The organism is Klebsiella sp. JN_Kp122 (assembly GCF_040062085.1).
Classification (GTDB): Bacteria; Pseudomonadota; Gammaproteobacteria; order Enterobacterales; family Enterobacteriaceae; genus Klebsiella; species Klebsiella aerogenes.
The window spans coordinates 168300-183423 of record NZ_JBEAHW010000017.1 but is presented as its reverse complement, the minus strand read 5'-3'; the positions used below and the strand labels follow the sequence as shown (position 1 = coordinate 183423).

The following is a 15124-nucleotide window of genomic DNA, read 5'->3' as shown; positions in this document are numbered from 1 at the left end:
TTAGCTCTCCTTCGAAGGCAGATTGTTGGATAACCAGTTGGCCATCTTACAGTACTGCTCTACAGAAATATTTTCCGCACGTACCGCCGGGTCGACGCCCAGCTCCGTCAGCACTTCAACGCTAAACAGATTGCCGAGACTATTACGAATGGTCTTACGGCGCTGATTGAAGGCTTCGGTGGTGATACGGCTCAGCACGCGGACATCCTTCACCGGGTACGGCATGGTGCGGTGCGGCACCAGGCGCACGACGGCGGAATCCACTTTTGGCGGCGGCGTAAAGGCGGTCGGCGGGACTTCAAGTACCGGGATCACCTGGCAGTAGTACTGCGCCATTACGCTTAAACGACCATACGCTTTACTATTCGGCCCGGCAACCAGACGATTAACCACTTCCTTCTGCAGCATAAAGTGCATATCGGCAATGGCATCAGTATAGCTGAAGAGGTGGAACATCAACGGCGTTGAGATGTTGTACGGCAGGTTGCCGAAGACGCGCAGCGGCTGGCCCATTTTCTCCGACAGTTCGCCGAAGTTCATGGTCATCGCATCCTGCTGGTAAATGGTCAGCTTAGGCCCGAGGAACGGATGCGTCTGCAGGCGGGCCGCCAGATCGCGGTCCAGCTCGATAACGGTTAATTGATCGAGGCGTTCGCCGACCGGTTCGGTCAGCGCGGCGAGACCCGGGCCGATTTCGACCATCGCCTGGCCTTTCTGTGGATTGATGGCCGAGACAATGCTGTCGATCACGAACTGATCGTTGAGAAAGTTTTGCCCGAAGCGTTTACGGGCTAAATGGCCCTGATGGACTCGATTATTCATTGGGTATTAACAATCATTTTGATGGCGAGATTAAGCGCCGTGATAAAACTGCCGACGTCCGCTTTTCCCTGACCGGCTAATTCCAGCGCGGTACCGTGGTCAACGGAGGTACGAATAAAAGGTAAACCGAGCGTAATATTCACGCCACGGCCAAAGCCCTGGTATTTTAGCACGGGCAGGCCCTGATCGTGGTACATCGCGAGTACCGCATCGGCATTATCGAGATATTTTGGCTGAAAAAGGGTATCCGCAGGCAGTGGACCGCTAAGATTCATGCCTTTCGCCCGCATCTCTTCCAGCACCGGAATGATGGTATCGATCTCTTCCGTCCCCATGTGGCCACCTTCGCCGGCGTGGGGATTCAGGCCGCAAACCAGCACGTGCGGTTGAGCGATGCCAAATTTATGCCGCAGATCGGCATCCAGGATGGTAATCACTTCGCGCAGCAGCTCCGGCGTAATCGCCTCGCTTATTGCCTTTAGCGGAAGATGGGTCGTGGCCAGCGCGACCCGCAGCTCTTCGGTCGCCAGCATCATCACCACTTTACTGGCATGAGCGCGCTCTTCGAAGAACTCGGTATGACCGGTAAAGGCGATACCGGCGTCGTTAATGTTGCCTTTGTGCACCGGCCCGGTAATCAGCGCCGCGAATTCGCCATTAAGGCAGCCATCGCAGGCGCGCGCCAGCGTTTCCACCACATAACTGCCATTCTCGACATTGAGCACGCCCGGCTGCACCGGCGCGTTGAGGGGAACGGAAAGCAGCGTGAGCGTTCCTGCCCGCTGCGGCTGCGGAGGGCGCGTTGGATCGTAAGGGAGGAGCGATAAAGGAAGACCGAGCTGGCAGGCTCGGTCAGTTAACAGGGCGCCATCGGCGCAAATAACCAGTTCAACCGGCCAGTCGCGCTGCGCAAGCTCGGCGACAAGATCGGGACCAATCCCCGCGGGTTCGCCGGGAGTGATAACAACACGTTGCATAGAAACGTTCCTTCGGGCCAGGGTGGCCCGGCTGCGCAGTCGACCCCAGCCGTTGCTGGGGCGACCGGTCTACCCTCCCGCTATGCCTTAAAGACATGGAGAGGGGAGAACTTTAGTTGCTCAGAATTTTGACGTAGGCGCTGGCGCGCTGTTCCTGCATCCAGGTTGCCGCTTCTTCAGAGAATTTGCGGTTCATCAGCATGCGGTAAGCGCGGTCTTTCTGCGCGGCGTCGGTTCTGTCGACGTTGCGGGTATCCATCAGTTGGATCAGGTGCCAGCCGAAGGAGGAGTGAACCGGGCCGCTGGTCTGGCCTTTGTTCAGACGCATCAGCGCATCGCGGAACGCGGGATCGAAGATATCCGGCGTCGCCCAGCCTAAGTCACCGCCCTGGTTGGCGGAGCCCGGGTCCTGAGAAAACTCTTTCGCCGCTTTATCGAAAGTCGTTTTACCGCTCTTAATGTCTGCCGCAATCTGCTCCAGCTTTGCCTGGGCCTGGGCGTCATTCATGATCGGCGACGGCTTCAGCAGGATGTGACGGGCATGAACTTCGGTGACGGAGATGTTCTGGCTGCCGCCGCGCATATCGTTAACTTTCAGGATATGGAAGCCGACGCCGGAACGAATCGGACCGACAACATCGCCTTTCTTCGCGGTACTCAGCGCCTGAGCGAAGATACCCGGCAGCTCCTGAATACGCCCCCAGCCCATCTGGCCGCCTTTCAGCGCCTGCTGGTCAGCAGAGTAGGTGATAGCCAGTTTGCCGAAGTTAGCGCCGTTACGGGCCTGTTCAACGACGGACTTCGCCTGCTCTTCCGCAGCCGCAACCTGATCGGAGGTCGGGTTCTCCGGCAGCGCGATCAGGATGTGGCTCAGGTTCAGCTCGGTGCTGGCATCGTTCTGATCGCCAATCTGCTTAGCCAGCGCTTCAACTTCCTGCGGCAGCACGGTGATACGGCGGCGCACTTCGTTGTTACGTACTTCCGAAATCAGCATCTCTTTACGGATCTGGTTACGGTAGGTGTTGTAGTTGATGCCTTCATAGGCCAGACGGCTACGCATCTGATCCATCGACATGTTGTTCTGTTTGGCTATGTTGGCGATGGCCTGGTCAAGCTGATCGTCGCTGACTTTCACGCCCATTTTCTGACCCATTTGCAGAACGATCTGGTCCATGATCAATCTTTCGAGGATCTGATGACGCAGGGTCGCGTCATCCGGCAGCTGCTGTCCCGCCTGACCAGCGTTGAGCTTCACCGACTGCATCAGACCATCGACGTCGCTTTCCAGAACAACGCCATTATTGACGACAGCCGCTACTTTATCGACCACCTGCGGGGCGGCGAAACTGGTATTCGCGATCATGGCGATACCGAGAAGCAGCGTTTTCCAGTTCTTCATACTTTTTCCATTTCAATTAACCGCAAATGCGGATTACGTTTTAAACCAGACGCCTTACAGCGAGCTCTGGTACGGCAAAATGTTCGAGCGCAGCATCTGCTGGGTGCCAAGACCGTAGTTGGAGCTCAGACCACGCAGTTCGATGTTGATACCGAAGGTGTTGTCGTATTTGCTCTCGCCGCCGTTGTTGTTATCCCAGCCGTTGATCTTACGTTCGTAGCCAAGGCGGATAGCGTAGCAGCAAGAGTTGTACTGCACCCCTAACATCTGGTTAGCCGCTTTTTTGGTATTGGTGTCGAAGTAGTACGCGCCGACCACTGACCAACGATCGACAATCGGCCAGCTGGCGGTCATACCCACCTGAGAAATACCTTCTTTGTACTGCTGAGCGGTGGAATACGAAGGCAGCGTCGCCTGAATATATTCCGGACTCGCGTAACGGTAGTTCAGTTGCACTAAGCGGTTTTCGTCGCGGCGGTATTCAATGGTTCCGTTGCCGGTTGCGACGTTATCCAGACGCGTATCATACTGGATCCCCCCGCGTAAACCCCAGTTATCGGTGATACGCCAGTAAGTATCGCCGGCCCAGACCAGTGAACCCGTGGTGTCGTTATTCTCCCAGTTGATGTTGTCCGCACCGGTGCGAGACTCGGTGAAATAGTAGATTTGACCAACGGAAATATTAAAACGTTCAACGGCCGCGTCATCATATACGCGAGATGTGACGCCGGTGGTGACCTGGTTAGCTGACGCGATACGGTCAAGGCCGCTGTAGGAGCGGTCGCGGAACAGGCCGCTATAGTCGGACTGCAGCAGTGTCGAGTCGTAGACGCCAATGTGGCTCTGGTCGCGATACGGGATGTACAGGTACTGCATGCGCGGTTCCAGGGTCTGGGTATACCCTTCCTGCATATCGCGTTCGAAGACCATTTTGCCGTCGATTTTGAATTGCGGCATCACGCGGTTAACCGAATCTTTGTAATCGGTACCGTTAGCGGTGTTGTACTGATCGAGATTACTCTGCTGATAGTGGGTCGCCAGCAGCTTCGCCTCGGTATTGATGCTTCCCCAGCCGTTAGACAGCGGCAGGTTGATCGTCGGCTCCATGTGCAGGCGCGTTGCTTTCGGCATATCGCCGTTGGTGTTGACGAAGTGCACCGCCTGCGCATACAGATGAGTATCGAACGGACCGACGTCATTCTGGTAGGCGTTAATATCGAGCTGAGGCTCAGCAGCGTAGGAGTTGCTTGAGCTACGGTCGAAGACCTGGAACTGCTTGGTCGACACGGTGGCGTCAAAGTTCTGGTTAACGTAACCGGCGCTGAATTTCTGCGTCGCGTAGCCGTCGGTACTGGAGCCGTACTTAGAGCTAAAGTCGTTAAAGTAATCCGGGTCGCTGACTTTGGTGTAGTCGGCGTTCAGACGCCACACCTGATCGATAACCGCGTTGTGGTTCCAGTAGAACATCCAGCGGCGGCTGTTGCTGTCGTTGGAGTGATCGTCTTCGTACACTTTATCGGAAGGCAGGTAATCGAATTCGAATAAACCTGCGCCCGCCTGGGTCAGATAACGGAATTCGTTTTCCCACATTACGCCGCCGCGTTTATTCATATAGTGCGGCGTAATGGTGGCGTCGAAGTTCGGCGCGATATTCCAGTAATAGGGCAGCGAGAACTCAACGCCATTTTTAGTGCTGTATTTGGCGTTGGGGATCAGGAAGCCGGAGCGGCGCTTATCGCCGACCGGGAGCTGCAGATACGGGCTATAAAAAATAGGGACGGAGCCAAGCTTGAAGCGCGCGTTCCAGATTTCGGCAACCTGCTCTTCGCGGTCATGGATAACCTCGCTGCCGACGACGCTCCAGGTATCAGAACCCGGCAGACAAGAGGTAAAGCTGCCGTTTTCCAGAATGGTATAGCGGTTTTCGCCGCGTTGTTTCATCAGGTCGGCGGTACCGCGCCCCTGACGGCCAACCATCTGATAGTCGCCTTTCCAGACGTTGGTATCCTTGGTATTCAGGTTCGACCACGCCTTTGGTCCCTTCAGAATGACCTGGTTGTCGTCGTAATGAACGTTGCCAAGCGCATCAACGGTACGCACCGGCTGCGGTTGTCCCGCCGGCTGCTGCTGATGCAACTGTACCTCGTCGGCCTGCAGGCGACTATTCCCCTGATTAATATCAACGTTGCCGGTAAACACGGCATTATCGGGGTAGTTGCCTTTCGCATGATCGGCATCAATCGTCACCGGTTGATCGTTAGGCTTCCCTTCAACGAGAGGACGATTATAGCTTGGCACGCCAAGCATACATTGCGTGGCGAGATCGGCGGCCATGCCCTGTTGACTATACAAGGCGCTGGCGATCATGGTGGCCAGGAGGCTGGGGATACGTTTTTTCATACGTTTTATTTGTTGTTCCGTCATCTTGTGGCAGCGGCTTGCAAACGGTCAGAGCCTAACGTACTCATCTTAATCGCGCTAGTCTTATCCGCTCGTTTCGTTTCTGAGCGTTAGGCACCGTGTAGAATGGCGAGTATGATAAAGCAAATTATAGGCGATGTCCCACATGACCGTGGCGTCAGCGCTTGGTAACGTGCGGTCATATATAGCTTAACGGGTAGCAGAAAGATTGGGGAGTCTATGCAGTATTTGGGTAAAGTGATTGGTGTCGCGTTTGCATTATTGATGGGCGGCGGCTTCTGGGGCGTGGTGCTTGGCTTATTAGTGGGGCATATGTTTGACCGCGCTCGTAGCCGTCGCCTGAATTTATTTGCCAACCAGCAGGAGCGGCAGTCGCTGTTCTTTTCCACCACGTTTGAAGTGATGGGGCATCTGACTAAATCGAAAGGTCGCGTCACGGAAGCCGATATTCATGTGGCGAATGTTCTGATGGATCGAATGAACCTGCACGGCGAGTCGCGCACCGCGGCGCAGCAGGCTTTTCGCGCCGGTAAGGCCGATAATTATCCGCTGCGCGAGAAAATGCGTCAGCTGCGCAGCGTCTGTTTCGGTCGCTTCGATTTAATTAGGATGTTTCTGGAAATTCAGCTGCAGGCGGCCTTCGCCGACGGCGAATTACATCCCAATGAGCGCGAAGTGTTGTTTGTTATCGCCGATGAGCTCGGTATCTCGCGCGCGCAGTTCGAACAGTTCCTGCGTATGATGCAGGGCGGCGCGCAGTTCGGCGGCGGTTCGCAGCAGCAATCCTATGGTCAGCGCGGCGGCAATGGCGGCTGGCAGCAGGCGCAACGCGGCCCGACTCTTGAAGACGCTTGTAACGTGCTCGGCGTGAAACCGACCGATGATGCCACAACCGTCAAGCGCGCCTATCGTAAATTAATGAGTGAGCATCATCCGGACAAGCTGGTGGCCAAAGGGCTGCCGCCGGAGATGATGGAAATGGCGAAGCAGAAAGCGCAGGAGATCCAGAAAGCCTGGGAGCTCATCAAAGAGCAGCGCGGCTTCTGAATCCTGTAAGGCTTCTCCTGCGGGGAGAGGCCTTAGTTCGCACCCTGCGCGCGGCGATACATCCGCCGCGGGTGGCCAATCTTACCGTACAGCATTTCCACTTCCAGAAAACTCACTTCTACGCAGTGCTCGAGATAACGACGGGCAGTGGTCTTGCTCAGTCCGGTTTCGTTGACCACTTCGTCCACTGAAAAGCAGTGCGTTTCGCGGCCATGAAATAAATTTTGCACCAGCGCCAGGGTCTTTTCCTCGATGCCCTTGCTGCCGTTATCGGCGCGAAAATTTTTGGCCTGCAGCTGATACAGGGAATCAACGTTTTGCTGATCGACGATTTTCCATTCCCGCTGCTGGTCATAAAACTGAATAAAGCGCTCCAGCGACTGGCTCAGCCGTTTCCATGAGACCGGCTTGAGAATGTAGTCGAAGGCGCCATTGCGTATCGCCTGGCTGCAGGTTTCCATATCGCTGGCGGCGGTGATGAAAATGACCGAACAATTGGCGTTGGCCAGAAGCGGGTCGGTCATCAGCGTAACGCCTTTGCCGTCCGGCAGATAATTATCCAGCAGGACCAGCTGCGGCGGCCTGGCGTTGAGCATCTGCCGCGCCTGGGAAAGCGAGGCGGCCGTTCCCGCCAGCCGCATGCGCGGGTGTTTCTGAATGAGCTCGGCGTGCAGGCGGGCCAGCTCGTTTTCATCTTCGATGATCAGCACATCGACCAGATCATGATGCATCGTTGGTCTCCGGTTGCGGATGGGCTGGCGGGTCGGCGGGAATAAACAGAGTAAATATCGTTCCGCGCGGCGCATTATCGGCGACTTCAATCGTGCCGCCAGCCTGAGTCACATAATGTTCAATAAGATACAGACCAATACCGTGATCGCCACGGGTTTTCGTCGTCACTCCACGTTCAAAAATACGCTCGCGGATATCCGGGCGGATACCGACACCGCGGTCGGCCACCTCAATCATCAGCTCGCGGGCGTTGAGTTGAATCAGTACCTCGACCGGCTCGTGCGGTAGTTCGGCGCGTTGCGTGGCTTCAATGGCGTTATCCAGCAGATTGCCGATGATCGAAATAAGTTCCGACTCCATCAGCGACGACAGCGGGCGATCGATACGGCAGGCCGGATCAAAGCTCAGTTCAACGCCTTTTTCATAGGCGCGGGTGGCTTTACCCAGCAGTAGGCCGCATAGCGTCGGCGAGCGGAAACGCGAGGAGATGAAGTCCAGTAGCTCCTGGGCATGCTCCGATTGCGCCTGTATATAGCGAATAGCTTCGTCGTAGTGGCCCATATGCAGCAGGCCGGAGAGCGTGGTCATGCGGTTGAGCTGTTCGTGGCGCATAATGCGCAGGTTATCGACATAGCGTTTTACCTGGCTTAGCTGAGCGGTGAGGGCGTTAATTTCATCGCGGTCGCGGAAGGTGATCACCCAACCCTGCAGCGAGTTTTCCAGCATGATGCGCACCCGGCTGGCGAGTACCGTCAACTGATTAAAGCGACACAGTTCATCGTGAGTATCATTCGCCAGCATTGCGCCGCTGGCGAAGAACGGCTGAGGGGCGATCACGCTATCAATCGATTTGCCGCGCAGCAGATGCGCGGGCTGCTTAAGCCCCAGCAGGCTGCGGGCGGCGTGGTTAATCACCTCAATCCGTCGCTGGCTGTCGATAACGATAACCCCTTCGAAAATCGATTCCATCATCGCTTTTTGCTGGCGTACCAGCAGGCCAATTTCGCGCGGCTCCAGCGAAAAAATCTGTTTTTTAATACTGCGGGTAAAATACCAGGAGAAGATAAACAGGGCGATCAGCAACAGAATGGCGGCGACAAAAATATTCACCACCTTTTGCACGGTGATGCTGTCGAGATAGCTGGTCAGATAGCCGACGGAGACAATGCCAATCACCCTCCCGTTATCATCGACAATGGGCGTTTTACTGCGTAGCGAGACGCCTAAACCACCTTTACGGATGGTGGTGATAGTTTTGCCTTCCAGCACCGCCTGGTTATCGCCGCCCACTAAGCGGGTGCCGACCCATTCCGGGTGGACGGAATGAAACAGGTGCACGCCTTTATCATCACCGATGACGATAAAGCTGGCGTCGCTGTGGACGGCGATTTGCTTCATGAAGGCGCCGATAGCCTGCGGGTCGTGCAGGCTAACCTGCTGGCGCAGATTGGGCATCAGCGCAATCTCTTCGGCCTGAATTTTCGCCCTGGCGCTCATTTCCTGATACAGCTGGCGGCTGGCGTCGAGATAATAATAAACGCCAAGCAGAGCGAATAAGATGGAGAAAAAGGCCACCAGGGAGATGAACAGCTTAAATTGAAATGAAACTTTCATAGTTATGCGCACAGTATTTGAGATGCGGCAACGATATCGTCAGCGGCCAGAGGGACAATTTATCTACTGGCACCTATTTATAAAGGGTAATTATCCGGTTATTAAAAAAACCATAAAAACCACGCTAAGAAATTAGATATATATCACTAGAGTCAATAGAAACCATAAAAACCATAATGACCATTAAAACTTCTTTTTTAATCTGCCTTTTCTCACATTAACGCCGTGCTCCCCCCTCTACCCTGAACAGGAATAATAACTACAGGGCTGAATTTATGAGCACCACAGACAACGCATTCTCTGCAACCCTTGAACCTATTAACAAACCGAAGGCCTCGCTGAAGCAGCGCTGGTGGCACGTGATGGATAGCTGGAAAGTGGGGATTATCCCGCTGCCGCTATTTTTGCTGGCCGGCGGTCTTATCGCGCTGGACTGCCTTGGCGGTAAGCTGCCGAGCGATATCGTGGTGATGGTGGCGACGCTGGCCTTCTTCGGTTTTGCCTGCGGCGAGTTCGGCAAGCGCCTGCCGGTACTTGGTAAGCTTGGCGCGGCGGCGATTTGCGCCACCTTTATTCCTTCCGCGCTGGTCCATTACGGCCTGCTGCCGGATGTGGTGGTTGAATCCACCACCAAATTCTATAAATCGACCAATATTCTTTATCTCTACATCTGCTGCATTATCGTTGGCAGCATTATGAGCATGAACCGCACCACGTTGATTCAGGGGTTCCTGAAGATCTTCCTGCCGATGCTGTGCGGCGAAGTTGTCGGTATGCTGGTCGGCGTGGGAGTTGGCAGTTTGTTGGGGATGGATCCGTTCCAGGTCTTCTTCTTTATCGTGCTGCCGATTATGGCCGGCGGCGTGGGCGAGGGGGCGATCCCGCTGTCGATTGGCTATGCGGCGCTGATGCATATGGATCAGGGCGTTGCGCTGGGACGCGTGCTGCCGATGGTGATGCTGGGCAGCCTGACGGCGATTGTCATCGCCGGCTGTCTGAACCAGCTTGGTAAACGCTTCCCGCATCTGACCGGCGAAGGCCAGCTAATGCCGAACCGCAGTAATGAAACCCGCAGCCTGAGCGAAAGCGAAGGATTTGGCGGTAAAACGGATGTGGCGACGCTGGCCTCTGGCGCGCTGCTGGCGGTGCTGCTGTATATGATGGGCATGCTGGGACACAAATTGATTGGCCTGCCGGCGCCGGTTGGCATGTTGTTCCTCGCGGTGCTGCTGAAGCTGGCGAATGTCGTTTCGCCGCGTCTGCAGGAGGGCTCGCAGGTGGTGTATAAATTCTTCCGTACCGCGGTGACTTACCCGATTCTGTTTGCCGTTGGCGTGGCGATTACCCCGTGGCAGGAGCTGGTAAACGCCTTCACGCTGACCAACCTGCTGGTCATTGTTTGCACCGTGTCGGCGCTGGTGGCCACCGGGTTCTTCGTCGGCAAAAAAATGGGGATGCATCCGGTCGACGTGGCGATTGTCTCCTGTTGCCAGAGCGGGCAGGGCGGCACCGGCGACGTCGCCATCCTGACTTCCGGCAACCGTATGAACCTGATGCCCTTCGCCCAGATAGCCACCCGTATCGGCGGCGCGATTAATGTGTCGTTAGGGCTGCTGTTCTTAAGTCATTTCTTATCGTGATTTAGTGCTGCGCTAATAGCAAAAACTGCCATTTCCCTCCGCAGGACGAAGAAAATTTCTTTGTCCTGCGCCCTAAATTCTGTGCAATTAGCGATACAATAGGCGGCGTTATCCGCGATAGCGACGGCAGCTCCGCGCTGCCTTTTTGATCATTAAAGGAGAGGAAAGAATGTCAGTGCATACTCCCGCCCGGGCGGGCGTCAGCATGGAAAATCTGCTGGCGGCGAAAGAGCAGCGCGCAGCCCGTCAACAAGACTGGCTCAACCATTATCAACAACCGGTCATTTCTCTCACCCTGGTAACGCCAGGGGCGGTAAAAGACAGTATTCGCTATCGCAATATGATGGGTGTTGCGCTGCAGGCCTGTGACCAACTTCTGTGGCAGCAGCGTTGGAAAACGATCGACCGCCAGGTGTTGTGGCTGCCTACCGGCCCGGAAGCGATGTGGTGCGTTGAGCACTCCGCGGAAGAGATCAAAGCGCTATGCAGCGAACTGGAACAGAATCATCCGCTGGGTCGCCTGTGGGATATCGATGTCATTTGTCCGCAAGCGGGGCTGATTAGCCGCCAGGCGCAGGGCGAAGCGATGCGCCGCTGCCTGCTGTGCGATGAACCGGCCCACGCCTGCGCGCGCAGCCGTCGTCACGACACCGGGCTGGTGGTCGCTCGCGTTGAACAGATGATTGATGCGTGGTTCGCCCGCGATTAATCGCGTTAGCGTTAGCGATTTCCCCGGCGGCGTAGCGCAACCGGGGGCGTCCGGATAATGACTTAAAAGTCGATCGGCGCGCGGAAGGTCATCGCGTTGCCGTAGGCTGGATGGGTGATGGTTAACGTTTCGGCGTGCAGAAGCAGGCGCGGAGCCATCGCCAGCACCTCCGGCGTGGCGTAAAAGCGGTCGCCGAGGATCGGATGCCCTAACGCCAGCATATGCACGCGAAGCTGATGCGAGCGCCCGGTAATCGGCTTCAGGCACACGCGGGCGGTGTTGTCCTCCGCGTACTCCAGCACTTCATACTCGGTTTGCGCCGCTTTGCCGGTTTCGTAACACACCTTCTGCTTTGGCCGGTTCGGCCAGTCGCAAATTAGCGGTAAATCCACCAGACCTTCCGCAGGCTGCGGATGACCCCAGACGCGGGCGACGTACTGCTTTTTCGGCTCGCGCTCGCGGAACTGACGCTTTAGTTCACGCTCGGCGGCCTTATTCAGCGCCACCACAATCACGCCGCTGGTGGCCATATCCAGGCGATGCACCGATTCGGCCTGCGGGAAATCGCGCTGGATACGCGTCATCACGCTATCCTTATGCTCCTCCAGCCTGCCGGGCACGGACAACAAGCCGCTCGGCTTGTTGACCACCATAATGTGCTCATCCTGATACAGAATCACCAGCCAGGGATCCTGCGGCGGATTGTAGTTTTCCATCGCCATTTTCGCGTTCCGTTACTGGTGAGTGACGACGATCAGACGCAGCGCGTCCAGACGCCATCCGGCCTGCGCCAGCGCATCCATCACCTGCTGGCGGTTGCTTTCGATCGCCGCCAGTTCGTCGTCACGGATGTTCGGGTTCACCGCCTTCAGCGCTTCGAGACGCGACAGTTCCGCCGTCAGTTTATCATCGGCTTCGTTACGCGCCGCGTCGATCAGCGCCTGCGCCGCTTTGGCGATCTGCGCTTCGCCCTGTTGCAGAATCGCGTGAACGTCCTGCTGCACCGCATTGACCAGCTTGCTACCAGTGTGGCGGTTGACCGCGCTCAGCTGGCGGTTGAAGCTTTCGAACTCCACCTGCGCGGCGAGGTTGTTGCCGTTTTTATCCAGCAGCATGCGAACCGGGGTCGCCGGCAGGAAGCGGTTAAGCTGTAATTGCTTCGGCGCCTGCGCTTCGACGACGTAGATAAGCTCCAGCAGCAGCGTGCCGACCGGCAGCGCCTTGTTCTTCAGCAGCGAAATCGTGCTGCTGCCGGTATCGCCGGAGAGGATCAGATCCAGACCGTTGCGAATCAGCGGGTGTTCCCAGGTGATGAACTGCGCGTCTTCACGCGACAGCGCCACGTCACGCTCGAAGGTGATGGTGCAGCCATCTTCCGGCAGGCCCGGGAAATCCGGCACCAGCATATGATCGGACGGGGTCAGGACGATCAGGTTTTCGCCGCGGTCATCCTGGTTGATGCCGACGATATCGAACAGGTTCATCGAGAAGGCGATCAGGCTGGTATCGTCATCCTGCTCTTCGATGCTCTCAGCCAGAGCCTGCGCTTTTTCGCCGCCGTTGGAGTGGATCTCCAGCAGACGGTCGCGGCCCTGTTCCAGCTGCGCTTTCAGCGCTTCATGCTGCTGGCGGCAGGATTTGATCAGATCGTCGAAGCCATCGGTGGATTCCGGCGCGGCAAGGTAGTTAATCAGGTCGTCGTGAACGCTATCGTAGACGGTACGGCCGGTCGGGCAGGTATGTTCGAAGGCGTCGAGGCCTTCGTGATACCAGCGCACCAGCACCGACTGCGCGGTTTTCTCCAGATACGGCACGTGGATCTGGATATCGTGCGCCTGGCCGATACGGTCGAGACGGCCAATACGCTGCTCCAGCAGATCCGGGTTAAACGGCAGGTCGAACATCACCAGGTTGCTGGCGAACTGGAAGTTACGCCCTTCGGAGCCGATTTCGGAACACAGCAGCACCTGCGCGCCGGTGTCTTCTTCGGCAAACCACGCTGCGGCGCGGTCGCGTTCGATAATCGACATGCCTTCATGGAATACCGCGGCGCGAATACCTTCGCGCTCGCGCAGTACCTGCTCCAGCTGCAGCGCGGTGGCGGCTTTGGCGCAAATCACTAGCACCTTCTGCGAACGGTGGCTGGTCAGGTAACCCATCAGCCACTCGACGCGCGGATCGAAGTTCCACCAGGTACCGGTATCGCCTTCAAATTCCTGATAGATCTGCTCCGGATAGAGCATGTCGCGCGCGCGCTCTTCCGCGGTTTTGCGCGCGCCCATAATACCGGAGACCTTGATAGCCGTCTGGTACTGGGTCGGCAGCGGCAGACGAATAGTGTGCAGCTCGCGTTTCGGGAAACCTTTCACGCCGTTACGGGTGTTACGGAACAGCACGCGGCTGGTGCCGTGGCGGTCCATCAGCATTGAAACCAGCTCCTGACGCGCGGCCTGAGCATCTTCACGATCGCTGTTGGCAGCCTGCAGCAGCGGCTCGATGTCCTGCTCGCCGATCAGATCGCCAAGGGTATTGAGTTCATTATCGTTCAGCTTGTTGCCCGCCAGCAGCAGGGCGACGGCGTCGGCGACCGGGCGATAGTTTTGTTGTTCTTCAACAAACTGTTCAAAATCGTGGAAGCGGTTTGGATCCAGCAGACGCAGGCGCGCAAAGTGGCTCTCCATGCCCAGCTGTTCCGGCGTCGCGGTCAACAACAGGATGCCCGGCACGCGTTCGGCCAGCTGTTCAATGGCCTGATATTCACGGCTCGGCGCCTCTTCGCTCCACACCAGGTGGTGCGCTTCATCGACCACCATCAGGTCCCACTCGGCGTCGCACAGGTGCTCCAGGCGCTGCTTGCTGCGGCGTACGAAGTCTAAGGAGCAGATCACCAGCTGTTCGGTTTCGAACGGGTTGTAGGCGTCGTGCTGCGCTTCGGCATAGCGTTCGTCGTCGAACAGCGAGAAGCGCAGGTTGAAGCGGCGCAGCATTTCCACCAGCCACTGGTGCTGGAGGGTTTCCGGGACCACGATCAGCACGCGCTCGGCGGCGCCGGAGAGCAGCTGCTGGTGGAGGATCATCCCGGCTTCGATGGTTTTACCTAAGCCCACTTCATCGGCCAGCAGAACGCGCGGCGCGTGACGACGGCCTACGTCGTGGGCAATGTTCAACTGATGCGGGATCAGGCTGGTGCGCTGGCCGCGCAGGCCGCTCCACGGCATGCGGTACTGTTCGCTCTGGAACTTACGCGCGCGGTAGCGCAGGGCAAAGCGGTCCATCCGGTCGATTTGCCCGGCGAACAGGCGGTCCTGCGGCTTGCTGAAGGCGAGCTTACTGTCGAGCAGGACTTCGCGCAGGGTAACATGTTCTTCTTGCGTATCCAGGCGGGTGCCGGTGTAGGACAGCAGCCCATTTTCTTCATTTACTTCGTCAACGTGGAGCTGCCAGCCTTCGTGGCTGGTAATGGTATCACCCGGGTTAAACATCACGCGGGTAATCGGGGAATCGTTGCGAGAGTACAGACGGTTTTCGCCGATGGCGGGGAAAAGGAGAGTGACCATGCGCGCATCCAGCGCTACCACTGTCCCTAGTCCTAGTTCGCTCTCTGTATCGCTAATCCAGCGTTGACCAAGTGTAAAAGGCATATGTGTTCGGCTCTTTGTTCTTTAATTGCAGGCAATAGTGCATCCTCAGCATAGTTACGCTGAGGAATCAAAATTGGGTCCAGGAATGGAAAGGGCGCTATGGTACTGGATGCCGCGGTGTT

11 protein-coding genes are annotated in these 15124 nt (G+C 56.8%); 3 read left to right on the top strand and 8 right to left on the bottom strand.

The genetic code is table 11. The annotated features are described in order from the left end of the window. The 4 genes from rsmA to lptD form a co-directional block, all read right to left on the bottom strand. Positions 1 to 822, bottom strand: coding sequence for a 16S rRNA (adenine(1518)-N(6)/adenine(1519)-N(6))-dimethyltransferase RsmA (rsmA, locus tag ABLU78_RS06270; RefSeq protein ID WP_015368291.1), 822 nt, complete (start codon positions 820 to 822; stop codon positions 1 to 3). Beyond that, positions 819 to 1799 carry a 4-hydroxythreonine-4-phosphate dehydrogenase PdxA gene (gene pdxA / locus ABLU78_RS06265; protein ID WP_048230109.1) on the bottom strand — a complete coding sequence of 327 codons (981 nt, stop codon included), beginning with the start codon at positions 1797 to 1799 and terminating at the stop codon, positions 819 to 821. Before pdxA ends, rsmA begins: the two co-directional genes overlap by 4 nt. A 112-nt stretch (positions 1800 to 1911) precedes the next feature. Further along, on the bottom strand, positions 1912 to 3198 hold the full coding sequence (surA, locus tag ABLU78_RS06260; protein WP_045397288.1) for a peptidylprolyl isomerase SurA: 1287 nt from the start codon (positions 3196 to 3198) through the stop codon (positions 1912 to 1914). A gap of 54 nt (positions 3199 to 3252) precedes the next feature. Beyond that, positions 3253 to 5598, bottom strand: coding sequence for an LPS assembly protein LptD (lptD, locus tag ABLU78_RS06255; protein WP_048230111.1), 2346 nt, complete (start codon positions 5596 to 5598; stop codon positions 3253 to 3255). 240 nt (positions 5599 to 5838) lie between these two features. On the opposite strand from lptD, the gene djlA reads away from it, so the two are divergent. After that, positions 5839 to 6666: a co-chaperone DjlA gene (djlA, locus tag ABLU78_RS06250; RefSeq protein ID WP_348820266.1), complete on the top strand. Its 828-nt coding sequence runs from the start codon at positions 5839 to 5841 to the stop codon at positions 6664 to 6666. Between the two features lie 32 nt (positions 6667 to 6698). Here the strand turns inward: djlA and ABLU78_RS06245 are convergent, their stop codons facing one another. Together ABLU78_RS06245 and ABLU78_RS06240 are read right to left on the bottom strand one after the other, a co-directional pair. Then, positions 6699 to 7397, bottom strand: a complete 699-nt coding sequence (locus tag ABLU78_RS06245; protein ID WP_045386012.1) for a response regulator — start codon at positions 7395 to 7397, stop codon at positions 6699 to 6701. After that, complete coding sequence (locus ABLU78_RS06240) at positions 7387 to 9012, bottom strand: sensor histidine kinase (RefSeq protein WP_032713342.1); 1626 nt, start codon at positions 9010 to 9012, stop codon at positions 7387 to 7389. Before ABLU78_RS06240 ends, ABLU78_RS06245 begins: the two co-directional genes overlap by 11 nt. 275 nt (positions 9013 to 9287) lie before the next feature. Here ABLU78_RS06240 and ABLU78_RS06235 point away from each other — a divergent pair, with 275 nt between their 5' ends. Both ABLU78_RS06235 and citX read left to right on the top strand, forming a co-directional pair. Beyond that, positions 9288 to 10652 carry a 2-hydroxycarboxylate transporter family protein gene (locus ABLU78_RS06235; RefSeq protein ID WP_015368284.1) on the top strand — a complete coding sequence of 455 codons (1365 nt, stop codon included), beginning with the start codon at positions 9288 to 9290 and terminating at the stop codon, positions 10650 to 10652. 169 nt (positions 10653 to 10821) lie between these two features. Continuing rightward, on the top strand, positions 10822 to 11361 hold the full coding sequence (gene citX / locus ABLU78_RS06230) for a citrate lyase holo-[acyl-carrier protein] synthase (protein ID WP_032716004.1): 540 nt from the start codon (positions 10822 to 10824) through the stop codon (positions 11359 to 11361). A gap of 62 nt (positions 11362 to 11423) precedes the next feature. Here the strand turns inward: citX and rluA are convergent, their stop codons facing one another. Both rluA and rapA read right to left on the bottom strand, forming a co-directional pair. Then, the gene (rluA, locus tag ABLU78_RS06225; protein ID WP_048230112.1) at positions 11424 to 12083 is read right to left on the bottom strand and encodes a bifunctional tRNA pseudouridine(32) synthase/23S rRNA pseudouridine(746) synthase RluA; all 660 of its coding nucleotides are present in this window, start codon (positions 12081 to 12083) and stop codon (positions 11424 to 11426) included. Positions 12084 to 12095: 12 nt separating this feature from the next. Further along, a complete protein-coding gene (gene rapA, locus ABLU78_RS06220; RefSeq protein WP_045376408.1) occupies positions 12096 to 15002 on the bottom strand; it encodes an RNA polymerase-associated protein RapA in 2907 nt (968 codons plus the stop codon). Between the last annotated feature and the right edge of the window lie 122 nt (positions 15003 to 15124).

Bases quoted from the DNA above. Each gene is read 5' to 3' on its own strand.
- ABLU78_RS06235 (WP_015368284.1), top strand. From the start codon at position 9,288: ATGAGCACCACAGACAACGCATTCTCTGCAACCCTTGAACCTATTAAC.
- surA (WP_045397288.1), bottom strand. From the start codon at position 3,198: ATGAAGAACTGGAAAACGCTGCTTCTCGGTATCGCCATGATCGCGAAT.
- djlA (WP_348820266.1), top strand. From the start codon at position 5,839: ATGCAGTATTTGGGTAAAGTGATTGGTGTCGCGTTTGCATTATTGATG.
- citX (WP_032716004.1), top strand. From the start codon at position 10,822: ATGTCAGTGCATACTCCCGCCCGGGCGGGCGTCAGCATGGAAAATCTG.
- rapA (WP_045376408.1), bottom strand. From the start codon at position 15,002: ATGCCTTTTACACTTGGTCAACGCTGGATTAGCGATACAGAGAGCGAA.
- pdxA (WP_048230109.1), bottom strand. From the start codon at position 1,799: ATGCAACGTGTTGTTATCACTCCCGGCGAACCCGCGGGGATTGGTCCC.
- rsmA (WP_015368291.1), bottom strand. From the start codon at position 822: ATGAATAATCGAGTCCATCAGGGCCATTTAGCCCGTAAACGCTTCGGG.
- lptD (WP_048230111.1), bottom strand. From the start codon at position 5,598: ATGAAAAAACGTATCCCCAGCCTCCTGGCCACCATGATCGCCAGCGCC.
- ABLU78_RS06240 (WP_032713342.1), bottom strand. From the start codon at position 9,012: ATGAAAGTTTCATTTCAATTTAAGCTGTTCATCTCCCTGGTGGCCTTT.
- rluA (WP_048230112.1), bottom strand. From the start codon at position 12,083: ATGGCGATGGAAAACTACAATCCGCCGCAGGATCCCTGGCTGGTGATT.
- ABLU78_RS06245 (WP_045386012.1), bottom strand. From the start codon at position 7,397: ATGCATCATGATCTGGTCGATGTGCTGATCATCGAAGATGAAAACGAG.